Origin of the sequence: Plantactinospora mayteni (genome assembly GCF_016862935.1) — a bacterium.
GTDB lineage: Bacteria > Actinomycetota > Actinomycetes > Mycobacteriales > Micromonosporaceae > Plantactinospora > Plantactinospora mayteni.
Genome location: NZ_BONX01000036.1, coordinates 285,323 through 307,561, shown reverse-complemented (window position 1 = coordinate 307,561; position 22,239 = coordinate 285,323). Strand labels below are relative to the sequence as shown.

Genomic DNA, 22,239 nt, shown 5'->3' with positions numbered 1-22,239 from the left:
GACCCATGACCGATATCAAGGCAGAGATCGACGTCCTGCCCGGGTTGGACTCGTCCGCCCGGCTGCTGGAGGTCGAGGGTCTGCACGTCGAGTTCCGTACCCAGGTCGGGATCGCCCGCGCGATCAACGGGGTGGACCTGCACCTGGATCCCGGCGAGACGCTGGCGATCCTGGGTGAGTCCGGCTGTGGCAAGTCCGTCACCGCCCAGGCGATCATGGGCATCCTCGACACGCCGCCCGGGTTCGTCACCGGAGGTGCGATCCGCTACCGCGGCGTCGACCTGCTCAAGCTCCCCGAGGAGCAGCGCCGCAGGGTACGCGCCAACCACGTCGCGATGATCTTCCAGGACGCGCTCTCCGCGCTGAACCCGGTCTTCCCGGTCGGCTGGCAGATCGCCGAGCTGTTCCGGGTGCATCGCGGGATGTCCCGGCAGGACGCCCGGAAGCGGTCGATCGAACTGCTCGACCTGGTCAAGATCCCGGCCGCCCGGCAGCGGATCAACGACTATCCGCACCAGTTCTCCGGTGGCATGCGGCAGCGCGTCATGATCGCGATGGCGCTGGCGCTGGACCCGAAGGTGCTGATCGCGGACGAGCCGACCACCGCGCTGGACGTGACGGTGCAGGCCCAGATCATGAACCTCCTCGCCGAGCTGCGGCGGGAACGGAACATGGGGCTGATCCTGATCACCCACGACATGGGGGTGGTCGCCGACGTGGCCGACCGGATCTCGGTGATGTACGCCGGGAAGGTGGTCGAGGAGGCGCCGGTACTGGACATCTACGCCCGGCCGGCGCACCCGTACACCAAGGCCCTGCTGGAGTCGATTCCCCGGCTGGACCTCAAGGGGCAGCAGCTCAACGTGATCAAGGGACTGCCGCCCAACCTGACCCGGATCCCGGCCGGCTGCCCGTTCCACCCGCGGTGCGCGTACGCCCGCGACGTGTGCCGGGCCGACCCGTCGCCGCCGCAGTACGAGGTGGATCCGGCTCGGACGGCGCGGTGCCATTTCTGGACGGAGGTGGTCGGCGATGAGCCAGCCGTCAAGTAACGAGGTCGTGCTGGAGACCCACGAGCTGGTCAAGCACTTCCCGATCACCCGGGGCATCGTCTTCCAGAAGAAGATCGGTGCGGTACGCGCGGTCGACGGCGTCGACCTGCAACTGCGCCGGGGCGAGACCCTCGGCGTGGTGGGCGAGTCCGGTTGCGGCAAGTCGACGCTGGCCAAGCTGCTGGTCGGGCTGGAGAAGCCGACCAGTGGCGCGATCAACGTCCGGGGCCAGGACATGACCCGGCTCTCCGGCGGCGAGCTGCGCAAGGCCCGGCGCAACATCCAGATGGTGTTGCAGGACCCGTACACCTCGTTGAACCCGCGGATGACGGTCGGCGACATCATCGGCGAGCCGTTCGACATCCACCCGGAGGTCGTGCCGGCCGCCGAGCGGAAGCAGCGGGTCCGGGAACTGCTCGACCTGGTCGGGTTGAACCCGGAGCACATCAACCGCTATCCGCACCAGTTCTCGGGTGGGCAGCGGCAGCGGATCGGGATCGCCCGGGCGCTGGCGCTCAAGCCGGAGATCATCGTCTGTGACGAGCCGGTCTCGGCGCTGGACGTGTCGATCCAGGCGCAGGTGATCAACCTGCTGGAGCGGTTGCAGGACGAGCTGGGGCTGTCGTACATCTTCATCGCGCACGACCTGTCGGTGGTGCGGCACATCGCCGACCGGGTGGCCGTGATGTACCTCGGCAAGGTCGTCGAGATCGGTGTCGAGGACGAGATCTACGAGCGGCCGACGCATCCGTACACCCAGGCGCTGCTCTCGGCGGTGCCGGTGCCGGACCCGACCCTGCGCGGCCAGCGGGACCAGATCGTCCTGGAGGGTGACGTGCCGTCGCCGGCCAACCCGCCGTCGGGCTGCCGGTTCCGCACCCGGTGCTGGAAGGCGCAGGACATCTGCGCCAGCCAGGAGCCGGCACTGGCGGATCGGGAGCATTCGGCGCACCCGAGCGCTTGTCATTTCGCCGAGGAGCGGGACGTGGTGCACGCGGTCGAGTAGACCGGTCAGACGCCGGTGGTGTGCCTGACCCGGCCAACCACCGGTGCTAGAAGAACGCCTCCTCAGTGCCCGGGGCGCGGGCCGTCATCCATGCGGCCGGCGTCCCGGGCTCGCGTCTGTCCGGGCCGCCCACGGCTGCCGGTGACCGGCCGGTCGCCGAACCAGACCCGCCCGGAGTACGGCTCAGAGCGGGCCGCGGCCGGCCCGGAGCAGCAGCAGGGCGAGCTGGGTACCGTCGGCGCCGAGCGCCTCCCGGAACCGGTCCAGGATCTCCCGCTCCCGGGAGAGGACCAGCCGGGTGCCGCCGGAGGCCATCCGGGTCCGGCCGACCTGCTGGGAGAGCGCGGCGCGCTCCTGCCAGAGGGCGATCAGCTCACGGTCGATCTCGTCGATCCGCTCCCGCAGCCCGAGGATGTGCTGTGAGGCGTCCGGCGCGCTCGTCCCGGTCTCGGGTTCGGCGTCGTTCGCCTCGGCGGGAAGCTCTGCCACCTCTGCTGCCACCTCTGCCGCCATGGGGTCCTCCTTGCCAGCTAGGTCCCCGGTGCCTGGATCCCGACGCGAAAGCCCCGGGCTCCAGGAGCCCGGGGCTTTTCGTAGGTCATGTTCAGGCGCGACCTACGGCTGCCGGACTCCCGGAGCCGTAGTAAAAGTAGGACTGCGCCCGATGGATCACGGGTTGAGTATGCCCAGCCCCCGGTGTCTTGGCAAGCGGATCGGCAATGCCCGGGTACCCGACCTGCGGGAACAATCCGGCCGACCGGGTACGGGCCCGGCGGAGGCGTACGTTGTCTCCCCGGCGGCATAGACTCGCCAGGCGATGCATGCTCTCTTCGAACCCCCGCCGCCCTCCGTCCCTCCGGCCCAGGACGCGCCCCGGCGCCGGCCGTCCGGCCTCGACCCGCAGGCCCTGCTGGCCGGGCTGAACGGGCCACAGCGGGATGCGGTGACCCACTCCGGGGCACCGCTGCTGATCGTGGCGGGCGCCGGCTCGGGCAAGACCCGGGTGCTGACCCACCGGATCGCCTACCTGCTCGCCGCCCGGGACGTGCATCCGGGGCAGATCATCGCGATCACCTTCACCAACAAGGCCGCCGGGGAGATGAAGGACCGGGTCGCCGCGCTGGTCGGGCCGAGAGCCCGGCTGATGTGGGTGTCGACGTTCCACTCCGCCTGCGTACGCATCCTCCGGGCCGAGCACGAGCACGCCGGCCTGAAGTCGACGTTCTCGATCTACGACGCCGACGACTCGCGCCGGCTGATGCAGATGGTCACCCGGGAGCTGGACCTCGACCCGAAGCGCTATCCGGCCCGGGGCCTGATCACCCAGGTGTCGAACCTGAAGAACGAGCTGACCGACCCGGAGACGTTCGCCGCCCGGGCGAAGGGGCCGAACGAGCGGGCGCTGGCCGAGGCGTACACGCTCTACCAGCGGCGGCTGACCGAGGCGCACGCCCTCGACTTCGACGACCTGATCATGACCACGGTGCACCTGCTCCAGTCGCACCCGCACGTCGCGGAGAGCTACCGCCGCCGCTTCCGGCACGTGTTGGTCGACGAATACCAGGACACCAACCACGCGCAGTACACCCTGGTCAAGGAGTTGGTCGGCGGTACTCCCGGGGTCGAGCCGGCCGAACTGTGCGTGGTCGGCGACGCCGACCAGTCGATCTACGCCTTCCGGGGCGCCACCATCCGGAACATCCTGGAGTTCGAGCGGGACTTCACCGACGCCCGGACGATCCTGCTGGAGCAGAACTACCGCTCCACCCAGACGATCCTCAACGCGGCCAACGCGGTGATCGAGCGCAACAGCTCCCGCAAGCCGAAGAGGCTCTGGAGCGAGGAGGGCGCCGGGGAGCAGATCGTCGGCTACGTCGCCGACACCGAGCACGCCGAGGCGGACTGGGTGGGCCGGGAGATCGACCGGCTCTGCGACGCCGCTGCGGCCCGCCCCGGTGACGTGGCGGTCTTCTACCGCACCAACGCGCAGTCCCGGGTCTTCGAGGAGGTCTTCATCCGGGTCGGGCTCCCCTACAAGGTGGTCGGCGGGGTCCGGTTCTACGAGCGCAAGGAGGTCCGGGACGCCCTGGCGTACCTCCGCGCCGTGGTCAACGACGACGACACGGTGAGCATCCGGCGGATCCTGAACACTCCGCGCCGGGGCATCGGCGACCGGGCCGAGGCCTGCGTGGAGGCGCTGGCCACCCGGGACCGGATCTCGTTCGGCGCCGCGCTGCGCCGGGCGTCCGAGGCGCCGGGCATCTCCACCCGGTCGGCCAACGCGATCGCCGAGTTCGTCACCCTGCTGGACGGGCTGCGGGAGCTGGCCACCACCGCCCTGCCGGAGGAGGTGCTGGAGGCCGTCCTCACCCGCTCCGGCTACCTCGGCGAGCTGGAGGAGAGCATCGACCCGCAGGACGCCGGCCGGGTGGAGAACCTCCAGGAACTGGTGAGCGTCGCCCGGGAATACACCGAACGGGTGGAGGCGCTGGCCGACGAGGGCGTGCCCGGCGCCACCCTGGCCGGCTTCCTGGAGCAGGTCGCGCTGGTCGCCGACGCCGACCAGGTGCCGTCGGACGACCCCGACCACCAGGGCGTGGTCACCCTGATGACCCTGCACACCGCCAAGGGGCTGGAGTTCCCGGTGGTCTTCCTGACCGGGCTGGAGGACGGCGTCTTCCCGCACCTGCGGGCGCTCGGCGACAACCGGGAGCTGGAGGAGGAGCGCCGGCTGGCGTACGTCGGGATCACCCGGGCCCGCAAGCGGCTCTACCTGTCCCGGGCGGTGACCCGGTCGGCCTGGGGGCAGCCGTCCTACAACCCGCCATCCCGGTTCGTCGACGAGTTGCCGGGCGACCTGGTCCGCTGGGAGCGCACCGGGGCCGCCTACACCTCCTGGTCGGGGACCGGCGGCGGCGTGGGTGGCCGGTCCGGCGCCGAGGACCGGTCCGGCGCGCACCGGGGCGGCGGCTTCTCCGGGGGTACGCCGAAGGCCGCCCAGCTCGCCTCACGGCTCGGCATCGACGGCAGTCGGCTCAGCACCGCGAGCGAGCTGAAGCAGCCGCCCAAGGTCGCCGCCGGGGACCGGGTCAACCACCAGCGGTACGGCCTCGGCCGGGTGCTGGCGGTCGAGGGGCACGGTTCGGGTGCCCGGGCTCAGATCGACTTCGGTGACCAGACGCTCTGGCTGGTGCTCCGGCACGCCCCGATCGACAAACTCTGACCGCACCGGCGGCCCGTCCTGACCGCTGCCGGGCGACCCGCTCCGCTCGGTTCAGCAGCCCAGGTCCACCCCACGGGCTCGCATCCACGGTGCGGGGTCGACCTGGTTCCACAGCCCGTTGTGCACCTCGAAGTGCAGGTGCGGCCCGGTGACGTCGCCGGTGGCACCCTCGTACCCGATCACCTGGCCGGGCGTGACCCGCTGCCCGACGCTGACCACGGTCCGGCTCTGGTGGGCGTAGTGGGTGAGCCAGCCGTTGCCGTGGTCGACGACCACCGAGATGCCGTACCCGGCGAAGGCCCAGCCGGCCTCGACCACCGTGCCGGCTCCGGCGGCCCGGATCGGGGTCTCCGCCGGCATCGCCAGGTCGATCCCGGCGTGCATCGCTCCCCAGCGCATCCCGTAGCAGGACGTGACACTGGCGCCCGGCAGCGGGTCGACCCAGGCAGCGGCCTTCCGGCTCGCGGTCGGGCTGGCCGCCTTCGCGGACCCGCTGCTCCGGCTCGGCTTGGTGGTCGGCGGCCGGGTGGTCGCGGCGGCGCTCGGGGTCGGGGAGGCCGTCGGGGAGGCCGTCGGGGTGGCGGTGGCCTCCCGCGCGGACCGGTCGGCACGCTGCCCGGCGGCGGCCCGGGCCGACTCCTCCGCGGCCACCGACACCCGGTCGGTCGACCGGTCGTCGCCGACGACCACTGCCGTAACCGCACCAGCCACGCCGAGGCCGAGCAGGGCGACCAGCCCGGGTACGAGGTACCGACCCCGGCCGCCGATCCGGTGCCGGGCGACCCCGGACGGTCCGGTACGCCGGCTAGCGGTGGGCTCGGCCTCGGCCCGGTCCTCGGTCGTCTCGGGCTGGTTCGGATCGGTCTCCGGCACGACGGGTCCCTTCTGGGTGGGGCGTGGACCCGCACATGGTGGTCGGCGCGGCGCTGCCAGCTCGGCGCCGGGTTGCCGATGACGGACGGCGACCGGAAGTCAGCACCGGAGTTATGCCGGAAATCGCCCTTGACGGACCCTGTGCTGCGCGACCTGGCTGTGGGACCGGTCACCCGGCGCGGTGTGGCGCAGGGAACTTCGCGCCGGCTCGGCGCAAAAGAAAACCGCCCAACCGGTCTCGGTCGGGCGGCAAAGCGGCGTGACGTCGAGTCAGGAGGCGGCCACGTCGGCGTACGGATCGTCGACTTTCAGCTGGATGTCCACTTTCCGGTCCCGGAGGTAGGGGATCGGGTCGGTCGGCTTGCCGTTGACATGCAGCTCAAGGTGCAGGTGTGAGCCGTAGGAGTGGCCGGTGTTGCCGACCAGACCGAGCGGGTCGCCGGCCTTGACCTCCTGCCCCTCGCTGACCAGCAGCGACGACGAGTGCCCGTAGATGGACTCGGTGCCGTCGGAGTGCTGGACGATCACGCAGTAGCCGTATCCGCCGAACCAGCCGGCCTTGGTCACCGTGCCCGCGTGCACCGCGTTGTACGGGGTCCCCTCGGGGGCGGCCAGGTCGATGCCGGCGTGCAGCTTGTTCCACTTCATCCCGTACGGCGAGGTGAAGTTGTAGTTCTCGAGCGGAAGCCGCCAGACGTCGGGGGCGGCGGCCAGGGTGGAGGCGAGCCCGTCGTCCCGGTGGTCCCGGGACGCCGGAGCCTGCTGGGCGTCGGCGGACCGCGCGCTCACGTCCTCGCTGGTGGCGGCGGCCTTCTCCAGGTCCGCCAGCGCGGAGGGGCTGACCGCCTTGGCGTCGGGCAGGGCTCCCGCGCCGAGCGCGACGACGCCGGCTCCGACGAACGCGGTGGTGACGACAGCGGCGTAGCGGCTGCGCGGAGGTGTGGGGACGCGGCGTCGCCCTCGATAGCGATCGGGCTCAGACGACAGGCGCTGGCGCACGCACACCCTCCGTTGTCGGGTCAGTGTTGCGACCGTGACCGATGTTCGACGATCGAGGTGAACTCCGGTCGACCGCGTTGTCGCCCGGTCATAGACCTGATGACAACCGTGGGCCACGGTAACCAACCCCTAGGCGCGCCACAAGTCGCAGCGCCAGATTGCCGGTTCGCTGTGCGGTTGTGCGTCATGGAATGCCATATCTCGCAACCTTTTGCGATCGCCCTCGTTAATAGCGCTCAGTTACCTCAAGTGCAGCAGGGTGTCATCGACCCGACTCGTGTCGGAGCCTCCTCGGAGGACTCCCTAGGGGTATGGCCGGATGGGCTCCCCCGGTCGGGGGGCGGCGTGTCGACCGGGGCACGCCGGCCGTCCTTCCGGAGACGCCGCCGGCTGTCCCGCCGGGCGTGCCGGCTCCCTTTCGGGTACGCCGCTTTCGGGTACGCCGGCTTTCGGGTACGCCGGCTTTCGGGTACGCCGGCTTTCAGGTACGCCGGACCGCGCCGCTTCCGGGCTCGTTGCCCGGGGGAGTTCCCGGGCGACCGCCAGGCGGGTTACCGTTCGTTAAGGTAATTCTGGTCGTGTCCATGAGAGGTGTTGCGCTGATGAGTTCTCGGATCCGGGTGGTCGTCGCCAAGCCCGGCCTGGACGGGCACGACCGGGGAGCCAAGGTGGTCGCCCGGGCCCTGCGGGACGCCGGCATGGAGGTCATCTACACCGGTCTGCACCAGACCCCCGAGCAGATCGTCGAGACGGCGATCCAGGAGGACGCCGACGCGATCGGCCTCTCGGTACTGTCCGGGGCGCACATGACGCTCTTCCGCCGGGTACTGGAACTGCTCGCCGAGCGGGACGTGGCGGACCTGGTCGTCTTCGGCGGCGGGATCATCCCGGACGCGGACCTCCCCGAGCTGGAGCGGCTCGGGGTGGCCAAGATCTTCACCCCGGGCGCCACCACCGGCTCGATCGTCGAGTGGGTCCGGAACAACGTGGGCCAACCGGTCGTCGGCTGACCGCCACGGCACGCCGCCCATCAGGCGACTCCGAAGCGGGGCCACACGACTCCGCGGCGGGATCAGGCGGCTCCGAGGCAGGGCCGGGCCGGGCTGGCTGGGCTGGGTCAGGCGGCTCCGGGGCGGAACGGCCTGGAAATGGGGGAGAGGCCGGACGCACCCCTCACACGTCCGGCCTCTCTATGCACGATGCCCCGCCGCCACCCCTCGACCGACAGGGCATCGGCCGTCTCCGTCATCGCGCTCCCCCAGCGCTCCGACATCAGACTCAACGACGTCCCTTACGCCGGGTTACGCCGCCCGGGAAATCTTTTCCCCGCCCCGCCCCGCCCGGCCCGCTGCGCCACCCCGACCGGCCCGCTAAGGCCGCCGGCCTGCTGTGCGTTACCGCACACCGAGCACCCACGTGGATGCCCGGCGTGGTCGCCTCGCTAGGCTGCGCCCGATGGCCTGTTCGTGCGTACAGCAGGCTCCAAACTCATTCACACGCTGGCGGCGGTGCGACGGCGCGCCGCGGAGACGGGACGGGACGCGCAATCGTGGACCTGTACGAATACCAGGGGCGTGAGCTGTTCGAGCGGCACGGGCTGCCCGTGCTGGCCGGCGGTGTCGCGACGACCCCTGAGGAGGCCCGCGCGATCGCCGATCGCCTCGGCGGCCGGGTGGTCGTCAAGGCTCAGGTGAAGGTCGGCGGCCGGGGCAAGGCGGGCGGGGTCAAGCTCGCCGAGGGGCCGGACGAGGCGGTGGCCCGGGCCACCGACATCCTCGGCATGGACATCAAGGGCCACACGGTCAACAAGGTCATGCTGACGGTGACCGCGGACATCGCCGAGGAGTACTACTTCTCCTATCTGCTCGACCGCGCGAACCGTACCTTCCTCTGCATCGCCAGCGTGGCCGGCGGGATGGACATCGAGCAGGTGGCCGCCGAGACGCCGGAGCGGGTCGCGAAGGTGGCGATCGACGCGAACGCCGGGGTCGACGAGGCCAAGGCGCTCCAGATCGTGGAGGCCGCCGGCTTCCCCGCCGAGCTGACCGACCAGATCGTGCCGATCGCCGTACGCCTGTGGCAGGCGTTCGTGGCCGAGGACGCCACCCTGGTCGAGGTGAACCCCCTGGCCCGGACGACCGACGGCACGGTGCTCTGCCTCGACGCGAAGGTGACGCTCGACGAGAACGCCGGCTTCCGGCACCCCGACCACGAGGCGCTGGTCGACCAGGCCGCGGTGGATCCGCTGGAGCAGCGGGCCAAGGAGAAGGACCTCAACTACGTCAAGCTGGACGGCGAGGTCGGCATCATCGGCAACGGCGCCGGCCTGGTCATGTCCACCCTCGACGTGGTGGCGTACGCGGGCGAGGCGCACGGCGGCGTCAAGCCGGCGAACTTCCTCGACATCGGCGGTGGCGCCAGCGCCGCGGTGATGGCGAACGGGCTGGAGATCGTACTCTCCGACCCGGCGGTACGCAGCGTCTTCGTCAACGTCTTCGGCGGCATCACCGCCTGCGACGAGGTCGCCAACGGCATCATCCAGGCGCTGGCCCTGCTCGCCGAGCGCGGCGAGACGGTCGACAAGCCCCTCGTGGTACGCCTCGACGGCAACAACGCGGAGGCCGGGCGGGCCATCCTCGACGGCGCCGCCAACCCGCTGGTGCAGCGGGTGGACACTATGGATGGCGCGGCCCAGCGGGCCGCCGAGCTCGCGGCTGCGGGGGTCTGAGATGGCAATCTGGCTGACCAAGGAGTCCAAGGTCGTCGTACAGGGGATGACCGGCTCCGAGGGGATGAAGCACACCAAGCGGATGCTGGCCGCCGGTACGAACGTGGTCGGCGGGGTCAACCCGCGCAAGGCGGGCCAGACGGTCACCGTCGACGGTGCCGAACTGCCGGTCTTCGGGAACGTGGCCGAGGCGATGACGGGCACCGGTGCCGACGTCAGCGTCATCTTCGTACCGCCGCAGTTCACCCGGGGCGCCGTGGTCGAGGCGATCGACGCCGGCATTCCGCTCGCCGTGGTGATCACCGAGGGCGTACCGGTGCACGACACCGCCGCGTTCTGGGCCTACAACCTGGCGCAGGGGGAGCGGACCCGGATCGTCGGACCGAACTGCCCCGGCATCGCCTCGCCGGGCGCCTCCAACGCCGGCATCATCCCGGCCGACATCACCGGTACGGGCCGGATCGGCCTGGTCAGCAAGAGCGGCACCCTGACCTACCAGATGATGTACGAGCTGCGCGACATCGGCTTCTCCACCTGCGTCGGCATCGGTGGTGACCCGATCATCGGCACCACCCACATCGACGCGCTCGCGGCGTTCCAGGCCGACCCGGAGACCGACGCCATCGTGATGATCGGCGAGATCGGCGGCGACGCCGAGGAGCGGGCGGCCGAGTTCATCAAGGCCAACGTCACCAAGCCGGTGGTGGGATACATCGCCGGCTTCACCGCGCCGCCCGGCAAGACCATGGGGCACGCCGGGGCCATCATCTCCGGCTCGGCCGGCACCGCCGACGCGAAGAAGGCCGCCCTGGAGGCGGTCGGAGTCAAGGTCGGCAAGACTCCGAGCGAGACCGCGCGGCTGATGCGGGAGCTGATGTCCGGCAGTTGAGCCGTCGACGTGTCGTTCCGGGGTGGTCGGTCTGTGCCGGCCACCCCGGTTCCGTCTCCGGTTCCGTCTCCGTCTCCGGTTCTGTCGCTGTCGCTGTCGTCGGCCGAGGTCGGCCAGAGAACGGGTTCCGGGATGGACAAAGCGGGTATCGCGGTGGCCACGGTCATCCGTACGGTGGTGTCGCGAACCGGCCGACCCGCTGCCGTGCCAGAGTAGGCGCTGATGCCACCACCCACCGTTCCCGACCGGCCGCGCCGGCCGGACCCGCCGGAGACCGGACCGGTCGAGCCGGTCGAGCCTGCCGCGCCGGCCGGTGCCGCCGAGCCGACCGGCCGACCCGGGCCGGCGGACGGCCGGGAGCCACGCCGGAACAGGCCGGCCGGGGAGTTTCCGGCCGGGGACCGCCGGGTGCCCCGGCCGAGGCCGGGCCGGCCGGAACGTTCCGGCCGGGCTCCGCTGGCGGTCGCGGCGGCGGTGGCCGCCGGCTGGGCGGCCCTGCTCGGCTATCTGCCGGTTGCCGTGGTGCTCGGGGTGGCCCGGTTCGCCGAGGGCAGCGGTGAGGTCGTCGGCGCCGCCCGGCTGGGCCTGGCCGGATGGCTGCTCGGGCACGGCGTTCCACTACAGACCGAGGCCGGGCCGTTCGGCCTGCCGCCGCTCGCCCTCGCCATGCTGGCGGCCTGGCGGCTGAACCGGGCCGGGGTGCACGTCAGCCGGGCGGTCCGGGTCCGGGACCGGCCGACGTTGGGCCGGGCACTCGCCGTCGCGGTGGCGGTCGGCATCGGGTACGGCGTGCTCGGCGGGCTGGCCGCGCTGCTGCTCGGCGGTGCTGGGCCGACCGTCGACCCGGTACGGGCCGCCGTGACGCTGGCCGGCTTCGGCACCCTCGCCGCGCTGGTCGGCGCGGTACGGGCCAGCGGTGTGCTGGTGGTGGTGGCCCGGCGTACTCCGCTGGTGTTCCGGGACGGGCTGCGTACCGGGGTGGTCGCCGCCCTGCTGCTGCTCGGGGCCGGGGCCGGGGTGGCCGGGCTGGCGGTGGCCACCGGTGGCGGCGAGGCCGGTGACATGATCGGGGCCTACCGCACCGGTGTGCTGGGCCAGGCCGGCATCACCCTGGTCAGTCTCGGCTACGCGCCGAACGCCGCGGTCTGGGCCGCCAGCTATCTTCTCGGGCCGGGTTTCGCGGTCGGCACCGACACGGTGGTGCGGACCTCCGAGGTCTCCATCGGAGCGCTGCCGGCCGTACCCCTGCTGGCCGGGCTGCCCCAGGGGCCGCTCGGCGGGGTCGGTGGCGTCGTGCTGGCCGTGCCGGTACTGGCCGGCATGGCCGCGGGCTGGTTGCTGGCCCGCCGCCGGATGCGGTCCGCGGCCGAGCGGAACGTGCCACCGCCCGGCTGGGCCGCCCTGCTGGGCGCGGCGGCGGTCGGCGGCCCGGTCGCCGGGGTGGTACTCGGCGCGGCGGCCTTCCTCTCCGGCGGCCCGCTCGGCGGCGGCCGGCTCGCCGAGGTGGGGCCGGCCTACTGGCAGGTGGCCGCCGGGGCGACCGTCGTCGTGCTGGTCGGCACCCTGATCGGCGCCGCCGCGACCCGGGCCGTGGCCCGAGACTGACCGACGTCCGGCCCACCTGGTCAGGGCCGGAATGCGCTTGGGGCGCCCCGGAAACTCCGGGGCACCCCAACGCGGCTTGTCACGACTCCGGGCGGCGTGTGCCGCCCGACCCGTCATCAGTAGGTGAAACCGTCGATCTGCAGCACGAACGCGAGGATCACGTTGACCACCCCGAGGAGCAGGCCGACGCCACCGCAGATCAGACCGGCCAGCGCCTGACCGCCGTTGCTGGCCTCACCCCGGCTGGCCTTGCCCCGGCCGAGGAAGCCGAGCACGACACCGGCGATGCCGGCGATGATGCCCAGCGCGGCACAGCACGCCGCCGGAATCGAGATGATGCCGACGATCATCGCGATCAGGCCGAGGGTGTTGTTCTGCCCGCCGGCCGGCGCGTATCCGCCGGTCTGGTAACCGGGTGCCGCGCCGTACGGCTGGCCCGGCATCGGCTGCTGCTGGCCGTACGGGTCCTGGTGGGGCTGCTGCGCGTCCTGGTACTGCGGCTGCCCGTACGGCTGCCCTGACGTGGGCTGCCCGTACGGCTGCCCCGAGGTCGGCGGCTGCCCGTACGGCTGCCCTGAGGTCGGTTGCCCGTACGGCTGCCCTGAGGTCGGCGGCTGCCCGTACGGCTGGCCCGAGGTCGGTTGCCCGTACGGCTGGCCCGGCGCGGGCTGCGGCGGCTGCGCGTACGGATCCTGCTGCTGTGGTGCGTTCGGATCCGACGGCTGCTGCCCGTACGGGTCCTGGCCTGGGTAGCCGGGCTGCATGACAAGACTCCTTCGACAGATCTCTCAGACTAGATGTTCGACGCCGAGTTGGCGCTGAGGATGACGCTGATGACGCAGCAGATCAGCGAGACCGCCCACACGCAGATGCCGATGATAAGGGCCAGCTTCGACCACTTGCGGGACTCGGCGGCAGCGGCCTGGGCCGCCGGGTAGTTGCCCTGCTGGAGCAGGGGGTTCACCTTCGAGGCGTTCATGATGGCCGGGATGGCCAGCGGCCAGAACAGGAAGATCGCGACGATGGACATCGTCATGTTGTTGTTGATCTCTTGCGGCGGGTGTGAGGGGTAACCGGGTTGCATGTGTGTGGGCTCCTTGGCGTGCACTCAGTGCACGTATGAAATTACGAGGGGCTATCTCCTGGGACAGGTCAATGCCCCGAGCGTCCGGCAGCGTACCTAATCAGCGCAACTTTGGTGGCCCGCTCGCCGCCCGACATGCCGATCGTGATCGACACCGCTCCACACGGTGACGTGCTCGGGTCGCGCCGCCGGGGAGTCGGCCTGACCTGCCCGATAGGGTGCTGGGGTGACTGAGCCCGCGTCGGCAGCCCGGATCGTCGTCCTCGTCTCCGGCTCCGGGAGCAACCTACAGGCCCTGCTCGACGCCGCTGCGGATCCGGCGTACGGCGCCCGGGTGGTCGCCGTCGGTGCCGACCGGGACGGCATCGCCGGGCTCGACCGGGCCGCCGCGGCCGGGGTACCCACCTTCGTCGACCAGGTCAGGGCGTACCCGACGCGCGAGGACTGGGACCGCGCGCTCACCGCGCACGTCGCCGGGTACGAGCCCGACCTGGTCGTCTCGGCCGGCTTCCTCAAGCTGGTCGGCGCGGACTTCCTGGCGGCCTTCGGCGACCGGTACGTCAACACGCACAACTCGCTGCTGCCCGCCTTCCCCGGCATGCACGGCCCGCGCGACGCCCTCGGCTACGGAGTCAAACTCGCCGGGGCCACGCTCTTCTTCGTCGACGCCGGTGTGGACACCGGGCCGATCATCGCCCAGGTGGCGGTGCCGGTACTCGACGACGATGACGAGGAGACCCTCACCGAGCGGATCAAGGTGGCCGAGCGCCGGCAGCTCGTCACGCAGGTCGGCCGGCTGCTCCGGGAGGGTTGGACGATCACTGGAAGGAAGGTCACGATCGGAGTGAGCGACACGAGTTCCGGCGCGGACGGCCGGCGGCCGATCAGGCGCGCGCTGGTCAGCGTCTACGACAAGACCGGGCTGGTCGAGCTGGCCCGGGCGCTGCACGGCGGCGGAGTCGAGATCGTCTCCACCGGCAGCACGGCGGCGACCATCGAGGGGGCCGGGATCCCGGTCACCCCGGTCGAGGCGCTGACCGGGTTCCCCGAGGTGCTCGACGGCCGGGTCAAGACGCTGCACCCGAAGGTGCACGCCGGGCTCCTGGCCGACCTGCGGCTGGAGCGGCACGCGGGGCAGCTCGGCGAGCTGGGCATCGCCCCGTTCGACCTGCTGGTGTCGAACCTCTACCCGTTCAGCGAGACGGTCGCGTCCGGCGCGGACTTCGACGAGTGCGTCGAGCAGATCGACATCGGTGGGCCGGCGATGGTCCGGGCGGCAGCCAAGAACCACGCCTCGGTGGCGGTGGTGACGTCGGTGTCGGCGTACCCGTCGGTGCTGGCCGCCCTGGCCGACGGCGGTTTCAGCGCCGGGCAGCGCCAGCAGCTCGCGGCCCGCGCCTTCGCCGACATCGCCGAGTACGACGTGGCGGTGGCGAACTGGTTCGCGGTGCGGACCGGCCCGGAGGAGCAGGAGTGGCCGGCCTTCGCCGGTCAGGTGCTCACCGCGCCCACCCCGCTGCGGTACGGAGAGAACCCGCACCAGGCGGCGGTGCTCTACGTCGACCCGGCCTCCCCACCCGGGCTGGCCCAGGCCGAACAGTTGCACGGCAAGGAGATGTCCTACAACAACTACGTCGACGCGGACGCGGCCTGGCGGGCGGCGAACGACTTCGCCGACCGGCCGGCGGTGGCGATCATCAAGCACGCCAACCCGTGCGGCATCGCGGTCGGCGCCGACGTGGCCGAGGCGCACCGTCGGGCGCACGCCTGCGACCCGGTCTCCGCCTTCGGCGGGGTGATCGCGGTCAACCGGCCGGTCTCGGTCGAGATGGCGCAGCAGGTCGCCGAGGTCTTCACCGAGGTACTGGTGGCACCCGACTTCGAGCCGGGCGCGGTGGACGTACTCTCCGGCAAGAAGAACATCCGGCTGCTGCGGGCGCCCGCCTTCGCGCCGTACCCGGCGGAGTGGCGCCCGGTCAGCGGGGGCGCGCTGGTGCAGATGGCCGACCGGGTGGACGCGCCCGGCGACGACCCGGCCGGCTGGCGGCTGGCCACCGGCGAGCCCGCCGACCCGGCGACCCTGGCCGATCTCGCCTTCGCCTGGCGGGCCGTCCGGGCGGTGAAGAGCAACGCGATCCTGCTCGCCGTCGACGGGGCGACCGTGGGGGTCGGGATGGGTCAGGTGAACCGGGTCGACTCGGCGCACCTGGCGGTCTCCCGGGCCGGTGCCGAGCGGGCCCGGGGCGCGGTCGCCGCGTCGGACGCGTTCTTCCCGTTCCCGGACGGGCTCCAGGTACTGATCGACGCCGGGGTCCGGGCGGTCGTCCAGCCCGGCGGCTCGCTCCGCGACGAGGAGGTCGTCGCGGCGGCCAGGGCGGCCGGGATCACCATGTACTTCACCGGCACCCGGCACTTCTTCCACTGACGTACCCCCCGACGCCGTCCACGTCGGCACCCCCATGATCAGGATGCCGCGCGGGACGCCCGGCGGACCGGTGGAGCCCCCTCGGCCCCCGGGTCCGCCGGGACTCCCGCCCCGGTTCGCACCGCGCCGCCCAACCGAGCCGGAGCGCGGACCGTCAGAAAGCCCGCGCCGCCCAACCGAGCCGGAGCGCGGACCGTCAGAAAGCCCGCGCCGGTTCGTCGCCGGCGGTCAGCCGACCCGGAGTACCGCGCTGCCGGTCGCGCCGCCGGACCGACTGGCCCGTACGGTCCAGCAGCCGGCGGTGGGGAAGTTCCAGCCGGTACCCCATTCGTCACCCGGCCTGGTCCAGGTGCTTCCGCTGTGCCCGCTGGGTCCCCAGACCGGTTCGATCGTGACCCCGCCCGGGCCGGTGGCCCGGATGCTGAGGGTGCCGGAGCCGGTCATCCGCCAGACGATCTTCTCGTCCCGACCGGTGGTCAGGCTCGGACCGCCGCGCGGAAAGAGCAGCCCCCAGAACGAGTTCCCGGCATTCGCGACGCCCCGCACCTCGGGCGGACCGTCCGCGGAGCGCACCTCGGGCGCGCAGGTGGCGGCCGGTTCGGCGGCGGCTCCGGTCGCGGTCACCGGTCCCGCGCCGGTCCCCGGCGTCGACGCGCCGGCGGTCGGGCCGGGCGCACCGGCGCTCGGGTCGGCGGCGCTCGGGCCATCCTCGCCACAGCCGAGCAGCGGAGCCGTCGAGGCCACCAGGGCCAGCGTCACGAGCAGTCTTCGCACCATGTAGACGAGAGCCCGGAAACCATTGTGTGGTTCCCGGGCTGAGCCCGCCGTGCCGGGTGCGCCGAGTCGATTTCGACGTCGCCGTCGAGACCTGTCGGGGAACCGGGTCAGTTCGTGACGGTCGCCCGGAAGGAATAGCTTCCCGTACCGGCCGTCTCGGACCAGACCACCAGCAGGTAGCGCTTCCCGCGTTCGAGGGTTGCCAGCTCGGTGCCCCAGCAGAGGTTGTGCGGGGTGTAGAGATGTGGTGCTGGCGTGTCATCCAGCACCCCGACCGTGAATTCGCATCCGTTGGCCTCGGAGAGCCGTAGCCGGCCGGACTGTGCTGCCTCGAACGCGTGGAGGTCGACCCGTCCGGGGACGTCCAGGCTCCCGGTCGTGGTCCCGAGGGTGCTGTCGATCCGACGTTCCTTGGCGGTGACGAGTCGGAACCCGTAGTCACCGGTGTCCCCGCCGGTACGGTCGACGCTGAGCGTGTAGGCCGCGCCGGGCAGCAGCGAGTACTGGTACGTGCTGGTGACCGTGAAGCCGGGAGCGGTCGAGGCGCCCGGCCCGTCCGTTGTGATGCGCAGTGACCCAGCGCCGGAACGGCCTGTCTCGCCGGTGACGTCCACCAGCCGCAGCACGGTTGCCTCGCCGACCTCCAGTCGGTACGTCTGGACCGCCCCGGCGGTGGCGATCGACCCCGTCACGACACTTCCGTCGCGGAGCGTCCCGCCCGGCCCGGCCCGCTGCGGCGGCACGCCGTCGGTGGGATTCCCGCCCGGCTCGGTACGCCCCGGCGCCGCCCCGGCGATTCTCCGTACGGTGGCCGCGGTGCTGATCGCGAACGCCGGCTGACCGGTGAACGCCAGATCCGTCACACAGCCACCCTGGGCCACGGCGTCGACGACTCCCAGCGCGGCGCAGATTCGGCGGGCCGCCTCGTGCTGTGCGACGTTCGCCTGGTCGGCCGGGAGCGTCTTGGCCGGGAAGTCCCGGTTGGTGTAGGTGTCCGTATCGGTGCCCGCCGGGTAGTCGAGGAGTGAGGTGTCCTGACTGATCCGCCAACTGTCGGCGAATTCGCCGTAGAGCTGCTCGTGGCTCGGCTGGGCCGGCAGTGTGGTGCCGTTCCTGACCGCCAGATCGTTGGCCGGGTCGCCGTCCTGGTTGCCGAGAAGGCCGATGAACTTACCCTTGTGCCGAGGTGCGGGGTGGAGCAGGATGCGCATGCCCCACCAACCGATGAACGCCACGTTCGCCCTGGTCCCGTCCGGCCAGACCACGTCGTAACCGTCGTCGGCCGAGGTCGTGACCGTACCGCCGCCGGGGAGAGCGGTCCGGGCGTCGGTGAAGTCGGTCTCGACGCCGTCGAGTCGGATCTCCGGTCTGCCGTCGTACAGGGCGAACGTCAACCGGCTGGCGCCGACCCGCAGGCCGAACGCGCTGTTGAGAGACATGTCCTGGCTATTCGGGACGGCTGCCTGCCGGACGTGTATCTCGACGTCGTCGGACTTGGCGAGCAGGAACTCGCCGACCGCCTGGAAGTCGTACCACCGCTGGTCGAACGTGACGAGGTGCGGGTCGCCGTTGCTGCCACCGGGCGGCTCCAGATCCGTTGTCGGCGTACCCGAAGCGTCGCCGCCCTCCTGCGGAAGGTCGGTGCCCCCGTTCGGCGCGGTGCCGCCTTCGTTCCGAGGGCCGCCGTTTCCGTTCGGAGGGTTGTCGCCGCCAGGGTGTGGCGGGTTGCCCGCGCCGTCTCGCGGAGCGCCGTCCGCGGCCGGAGGATCGCCGTCCCCGCCCGGCGGGCCGCCGGCACCGTCCGGGTTGTCGTTGCCGTTGCGCTGGTTGTCGCCCGGACGGCCCGTCCGGGTCGGCGGGTCGGCCGGCTTCTTGCAGTCCTCACGGACCTGTTGCAGGCCCGGATGCCTTCCCGGCGGCAGGGGCAGGCCGCTGTAGTTGTGCCTCAGGGGTAGACCCTTCGCGGCTCGGTAGTAGTTCTCCGCCCGGACCGCGCGAACTTCCGCAATCGCCGGTCCCCTGTTCGTCGGTTTGCCGTCCGATCCGATCCCGCAACGCGTGAGGTCCACCTCGTCGGCCGCATTGTCAACAGCGTGCACGAGCTCGTGATAGAGCGAGGCGCATTTGTCCAGCGCAACCTTCGGGTCCTGCGAGTACGCCCCATTCTGCTTCGGGTTCCAGTCGACATTTGTGTAACCGTAGTAGTGGGTCGCTTCGGAAACGTTGCTCCGGTTCGGCCGGATGATGACTCTGAACCCCGGTTTGTCGAGGATCTCCATGACGCCGACCTGGTCTCCCAGGGTCACCCGGAAATCGTTGAGGCACCCCTGGACGGCCTCCACGAACCCCAGGTTCGCCGGGTCGCCGCGATCATCGATCTCGATCGAGGCACGGGCCGGGCGCGCCTGCCCCAGGCTGACCAGCGCCGCGCCGACCAGCAGGATCACGATCGCCGCCCCGGCCCCGGTCCGGGTGCGCCGCCGCGCGAGCACCCAGGCGGTGCCGGCTACCGCCAGGAGCAGCAACATGCCGACCGTGACCAGTACGACCAGACGCCGCCAGCCGCCGCTCTCCGCCGAGCCGATCGTGAACGCCGCCTCCGCAGGGTCGCTCGGCCCGGCGCATTCCCCCGTGGTGCCCGGCATCTGGTACGTCGCCCGCAGCAGGTACCGCCCCGGTTCGTGTACCGGCCACCGGGCCGCCACCGCAGCGCCGTCAGCCGTCGCGGCCATCGTCTCGAAGGCGGGGCCGGCAGAGCCGCTCTCGGTCACCAACTCGAAGTCGAGGGTCGCGCCCGTCGCCAGCTCGCGCGAGTCGGCACTCAGGGCCGCGGCGTAACCTTCGCCGAACGTGACGAGCGCGAAGCCCGCTGACCCGACCGGCTTCCCGTCCCGGGTGAGCGTCATCGACACCGTACCGTCAGGTGTCGACGCCAGCCGGCACGACCGGGCGGCCTGATTTGTCACCGACAGTGCGAGCCGAACCGGTTCGCCGGGCGAGAAGTGCGGCTTGGCCGCATTGATCGTCAACGTCGTCGCCGGCCGGCGGGGCTCTGCCGATGGCACCCCCTCCGGCGCCGCGACGGCCATCTGGGCGGCCGGAGCCATCGCGAGCAAACTGAATCCGACGACGGTTCCCGCCCGCCGCAAGAACCGCAGAACTGATCGAGGAAACACCACAACTCCCGAAAAGTCTAGACCTGAACCACCTGCACCGATGCGGATTCACTGGGCACGGGCATAACGGTAGACAGCGACGGCTCTCGGGTAATCACGGTTCTGTGCCAATCCGGCGCGACCCTGGCCAATGTTGAACCTGCTTCCACCTCCCCTTGCGGTCGGGCGGACCGCAAGGTCGGACGCGGCGCGTGTGCGCCGTGCGGTTCAGGCCGAAAAGGTTCAGTGCACCGGGTGCGGTCACACCAGGCGGGATGTCCCTGGTCAGGGGGTTGCAGCGCTGGTTCGTGAACCCCTATGCCATTCGTCGTGCACTGACTTCGGCGAAGTGGCAGGCCGACGGGTGCGGCTCGACGGCCCGGAGCACGAGCTGCGGCTCCTGGGTGGCGCAGACCTCCTGCGCCTTCCAGCACCGGGTGCGGAACCGGCAGCCCGACGGCGGGTTGGCCGGCGACGGTACGTCCCCGTCGAGCCGGATGACCTCGCGGTGCGCCCGCGCCTTCGGGTCCGGCACCGGCACCGCCGAGAGCAGCGCCTGGGTGTACGGGTGGGTCGGCCGCTCGTAGATCTCGTCCTCGGTACCGATCTCCACGATCTTGCCCAGGTACATCACCGCGACCCGGTCCGCGATGTGCCGGACCACCGACAGGTCGTGCGCGATGAAGATGTAGGAGAGGCCCAGTTCGTCCTGGAGGCTCTCCAGCAGGTTGATCACCTGGGCCTGGATCGACACGTCCAGCGCCGACACCGGCTCGTCGCAGACGATCACCTCGGGCTTCAGCGCGAGGGCCCGGGCGATCCCGATCCGCTGCCGCTGCCCGCCGGAGAACTGGTGCGGGTACCGGTTGATGTGCTCCGGGTTCAGCCCGACCAGCTCCAGCAGCTCCTGCACCCGCTGCCGGCGGGCGCCACGCGGCGCCGCGTCCGGGTGGATGTCGAACGGCTCGCCGATGATGTCGCCGACCGTCATCCGCGGGTTCAACGAGGTGTACGGGTCCTGCATGACCATCTGCACGTTCCGGCGCATCCGGCGCAGCGCCGCGCCGGAGAGCTTGAACATGTCCCGGCCCTCCAGCATCGCCCGGCCGGCGGTCGGCGTCTCCAGCCGCATCAGCAGCTTGGCCAGGGTCGACTTGCCACAGCCGGACTCGCCGACGATCCCGAGGGTCTCGCCCCGGCGCAGTTCGAAGCTGACCCCGTCGACCGCCTTGACCGCGCCGATCTGCCGTTTGAAGACGATGCCCTGGGAGATCGGGAAGTGCTTGACGACGTTCTCGACCCGCAGCACCGTCTCGCCGCGCGGCTTGACCGGTGCGGTCGGCCCGGTGCCGCCGGAGCCGTACCGCGGGTTCGTCGGATCAGATGCGGCCATCGAGGACCTCCTGGGCGAGGTGACAGGCGCTGGTCCGGCCGTCGCCGAGCGACCGGACGGCCGGTACGACGTCGACGCACTCCTGCCGGGCGTACGGGCAGCGCGGGTGGAAGGGGCATCCGCTGGGGATCCGCATCAGGTTGGGCGGCAGGCCCTTGATGGTGGTCAGCCGCTGCCCCTTGTGGTCGAGCCGCGGAATCGACTCCAGCAACCCCTTGGTGTACGGGTGCGCCGGTGCCTCGTACAGCGAGTGCACGTCGGCGTGCTCGACGATCCGGCCGGCGTACATCACGGCGATCCGGTCGGCCACGTCGGCGACGACCCCGAGGTCGTGGGTGATCAGGATCATCGCCATGTCCAGGTCCCGGCGGAGTTCGCCGAGCAGATCCATGATCTGGGCCTGCACGGTCACGTCCAGCGCGGTGGTGGGCTCGTCGGCGATCAGCACCGCCGGGTCGAGCGCCAGCGACATCGCGATCATGACCCGCTGGCGCATGCCGCCGGAGAACTGGTGCGGGTAGTCGCCGATCCGCTGTTTCGCGGCCGGGATCTTGACCAGTTCCATCAGCTCGATCGCCCGGCGCTTGGCCTGGGCCCGGGACAGCCCCTCGCGCAGCCGCAGCATCTCGCCGATCTGCCAGCCGACCGGGAAGACCGGGTTCAGCGCGGAGAGCGCGTCCTGGAAGATCATCGAGATCTGTTTTCCGCGTACCTTCCGGCGCTCCTCCTCGGGGAGCTTCAGCAGGTCGGTACCGCGGTAGAGGATCTGCCCGCCCGGGATGACCGCCGGTGGCATGTCCAGGATGCCCATGATCGCCTGGGCGGTCACCGACTTGCCGGAGCCGGACTCGCCGAGTACCGCCAGGGTCTCCCCGGCGTCCAGGTGGTACGAGACGCCGTTGATCACCTTGGCCACACCGTCCCGGGTGCGGAACTCGACGAAGAGGTCCCGTACCTCCAGCAGGTGCCCGCCGTCGCCACCGGCCGCCGCCGTCGCGACGGCACCCTGCCGGCCGAATTGGTCGCTCAT

The 22,239-nt window shown here is 71.5% G+C and carries 17 protein-coding genes; 8 read left to right on the top strand and 9 right to left on the bottom strand.

All coding sequences use genetic code 11. The features are described from left to right. Window positions 1–5 precede the first annotated feature (5 nt). Window positions 6–1,052: an ABC transporter ATP-binding protein gene (locus Pma05_RS27030; RefSeq protein ID WP_203860274.1), complete on the top strand. Its 1,047-nt coding sequence runs from the start codon at window positions 6–8 to the stop codon at window positions 1,050–1,052. Further along, complete coding sequence (locus tag Pma05_RS27025; RefSeq protein ID WP_203860273.1) at window positions 1,033–2,058, top strand: ABC transporter ATP-binding protein; 1,026 nt, start codon at window positions 1,033–1,035, stop codon at window positions 2,056–2,058. Before Pma05_RS27030 ends, Pma05_RS27025 begins: the two co-directional genes overlap by 20 nt. 183 nt (window positions 2,059–2,241) lie before the next feature. Here Pma05_RS27025 and Pma05_RS27020 read toward each other — a convergent pair whose 3' ends face one another. Continuing rightward, window positions 2,242–2,571 (bottom strand): chorismate mutase, encoded by a 330-nt coding sequence (locus tag Pma05_RS27020; protein WP_203860272.1) that lies wholly within the window; start codon window positions 2,569–2,571, stop codon window positions 2,242–2,244. A 304-nt stretch (window positions 2,572–2,875) separates the two neighbouring features. Here Pma05_RS27020 and pcrA point away from each other — a divergent pair, with 304 nt between their 5' ends. Continuing rightward, window positions 2,876–5,281: a DNA helicase PcrA gene (gene pcrA / locus Pma05_RS27015; RefSeq protein WP_203860271.1), complete on the top strand. Its 2,406-nt coding sequence runs from the start codon at window positions 2,876–2,878 to the stop codon at window positions 5,279–5,281. A gap of 51 nt (window positions 5,282–5,332) precedes the next feature. Here the strand turns inward: pcrA and Pma05_RS27010 are convergent, their stop codons facing one another. Together Pma05_RS27010 and Pma05_RS27005 are read right to left on the bottom strand one after the other, a co-directional pair. Continuing rightward, window positions 5,333–6,154 (bottom strand): M23 family metallopeptidase, encoded by an 822-nt coding sequence (locus Pma05_RS27010; RefSeq protein WP_203860270.1) that lies wholly within the window; start codon window positions 6,152–6,154, stop codon window positions 5,333–5,335. A 270-nt stretch (window positions 6,155–6,424) separates the two neighbouring features. Next, the gene (locus Pma05_RS27005) at window positions 6,425–7,153 is read right to left on the bottom strand and encodes a M23 family metallopeptidase (RefSeq protein WP_203860269.1); all 729 of its coding nucleotides are present in this window, start codon (window positions 7,151–7,153) and stop codon (window positions 6,425–6,427) included. Between the two features lie 602 nt (window positions 7,154–7,755). On the opposite strand from Pma05_RS27005, the gene icmB reads away from it, so the two are divergent. The 4 genes from icmB (at window position 7,756) to Pma05_RS26985 (ending at window position 12,375) form a co-directional block, all read left to right on the top strand. Next, complete coding sequence (gene icmB, locus Pma05_RS27000) at window positions 7,756–8,163, top strand: coenzyme B12-dependent isobutyryl CoA mutase small subunit (RefSeq protein WP_203860268.1); 408 nt, start codon at window positions 7,756–7,758, stop codon at window positions 8,161–8,163. Between the two features lie 539 nt (window positions 8,164–8,702). Beyond that, window positions 8,703–9,881, top strand: a complete 1,179-nt coding sequence (gene sucC, locus Pma05_RS26995; protein ID WP_203860267.1) for an ADP-forming succinate--CoA ligase subunit beta — start codon at window positions 8,703–8,705, stop codon at window positions 9,879–9,881. Window position 9,882: 1 nt separating this feature from the next. Further along, on the top strand, window positions 9,883–10,770 hold the full coding sequence (gene sucD / locus Pma05_RS26990) for a succinate--CoA ligase subunit alpha (protein WP_203860266.1): 888 nt from the start codon (window positions 9,883–9,885) through the stop codon (window positions 10,768–10,770). 222 nt (window positions 10,771–10,992) lie between these two features. Continuing rightward, a complete protein-coding gene (locus Pma05_RS26985) occupies window positions 10,993–12,375 on the top strand; it encodes a cell division protein PerM (protein ID WP_239313150.1) in 1,383 nt (460 codons plus the stop codon). Window positions 12,376–12,491: 116 nt separating this feature from the next. On the opposite strand, the gene Pma05_RS26980 is transcribed toward Pma05_RS26985, so the two are convergent. Both Pma05_RS26980 and Pma05_RS26975 read right to left on the bottom strand, forming a co-directional pair. After that, entirely contained in the window at window positions 12,492–13,139 is a 648-nt protein-coding gene (locus Pma05_RS26980; RefSeq protein WP_203860265.1) for a DUF4190 domain-containing protein, read from the bottom strand. Window positions 13,140–13,168: 29 nt separating this feature from the next. Beyond that, on the bottom strand, window positions 13,169–13,459 hold the full coding sequence (locus Pma05_RS26975; RefSeq protein ID WP_203860264.1) for a CD225/dispanin family protein: 291 nt from the start codon (window positions 13,457–13,459) through the stop codon (window positions 13,169–13,171). Window positions 13,460–13,685: 226 nt separating this feature from the next. On the opposite strand from Pma05_RS26975, the gene purH reads away from it, so the two are divergent. Then, window positions 13,686–15,884: a bifunctional phosphoribosylaminoimidazolecarboxamide formyltransferase/IMP cyclohydrolase gene (gene purH, locus Pma05_RS26965; protein ID WP_239313148.1), complete on the top strand. Its 2,199-nt coding sequence runs from the start codon at window positions 13,686–13,688 to the stop codon at window positions 15,882–15,884. 228 nt (window positions 15,885–16,112) lie between these two features. On the opposite strand, the gene Pma05_RS26960 is transcribed toward purH, so the two are convergent. The 4 genes from Pma05_RS26960 to Pma05_RS26945 all read right to left on the bottom strand — a co-directional run bounded on the left by Pma05_RS26960 (window position 16,113) and on the right by Pma05_RS26945 (window position 22,239). After that, entirely contained in the window at window positions 16,113–16,658 is a 546-nt protein-coding gene (locus tag Pma05_RS26960; RefSeq protein WP_203860263.1) for a hypothetical protein, read from the bottom strand. Window positions 16,659–16,768: 110 nt separating this feature from the next. After that, window positions 16,769–19,567: a VWD domain-containing protein gene (locus tag Pma05_RS26955; RefSeq protein WP_203860262.1), complete on the bottom strand. Its 2,799-nt coding sequence runs from the start codon at window positions 19,565–19,567 to the stop codon at window positions 16,769–16,771. Between the two features lie 565 nt (window positions 19,568–20,132). Continuing rightward, window positions 20,133–21,209, bottom strand: coding sequence for an ABC transporter ATP-binding protein (locus tag Pma05_RS26950; protein ID WP_203860261.1), 1,077 nt, complete (start codon window positions 21,207–21,209; stop codon window positions 20,133–20,135). Beyond that, window positions 21,196–22,239 carry an ABC transporter ATP-binding protein gene (locus tag Pma05_RS26945; RefSeq protein WP_203860260.1) on the bottom strand — a complete coding sequence of 348 codons (1,044 nt, stop codon included), beginning with the start codon at window positions 22,237–22,239 and terminating at the stop codon, window positions 21,196–21,198. Before Pma05_RS26945 ends, Pma05_RS26950 begins: the two co-directional genes overlap by 14 nt.

Excerpts from the sequence above, each read along its gene's own strand:
- pcrA (WP_203860271.1), top strand. The coding sequence starts at position 2,876 with ATGCATGCTCTCTTCGAACCCCCGCCGCCCTCCGTCCCTCCGGCCCAG.
- Pma05_RS26945 (WP_203860260.1), bottom strand. The coding sequence starts at position 22,239 with ATGAGCGACCAATTCGGCCGGCAGGGTGCCGTCGCGACGGCGGCGGCC.
- Pma05_RS27020 (WP_203860272.1), bottom strand. The coding sequence starts at position 2,571 with ATGGCGGCAGAGGTGGCAGCAGAGGTGGCAGAGCTTCCCGCCGAGGCG.
- Pma05_RS26975 (WP_203860264.1), bottom strand. The coding sequence starts at position 13,459 with ATGCAACCCGGTTACCCCTCACACCCGCCGCAAGAGATCAACAACAAC.
- Pma05_RS26955 (WP_203860262.1), bottom strand. The coding sequence starts at position 19,567 with ATGACGCTCACCCGGGACGGGAAGCCGGTCGGGTCAGCGGGCTTCGCG.
- icmB (WP_203860268.1), top strand. The coding sequence starts at position 7,756 with ATGAGTTCTCGGATCCGGGTGGTCGTCGCCAAGCCCGGCCTGGACGGG.
- sucD (WP_203860266.1), top strand. The coding sequence starts at position 9,883 with ATGGCAATCTGGCTGACCAAGGAGTCCAAGGTCGTCGTACAGGGGATG.
- Pma05_RS26985 (WP_239313150.1), top strand. The coding sequence starts at position 10,993 with ATGCCACCACCCACCGTTCCCGACCGGCCGCGCCGGCCGGACCCGCCG.
- Pma05_RS27030 (WP_203860274.1), top strand. The coding sequence starts at position 6 with ATGACCGATATCAAGGCAGAGATCGACGTCCTGCCCGGGTTGGACTCG.
- Pma05_RS26980 (WP_203860265.1), bottom strand. The coding sequence starts at position 13,139 with ATGCAGCCCGGCTACCCAGGCCAGGACCCGTACGGGCAGCAGCCGTCG.
- Pma05_RS27025 (WP_203860273.1), top strand. The coding sequence starts at position 1,033 with ATGAGCCAGCCGTCAAGTAACGAGGTCGTGCTGGAGACCCACGAGCTG.
- Pma05_RS26950 (WP_203860261.1), bottom strand. The coding sequence starts at position 21,209 with ATGGCCGCATCTGATCCGACGAACCCGCGGTACGGCTCCGGCGGCACC.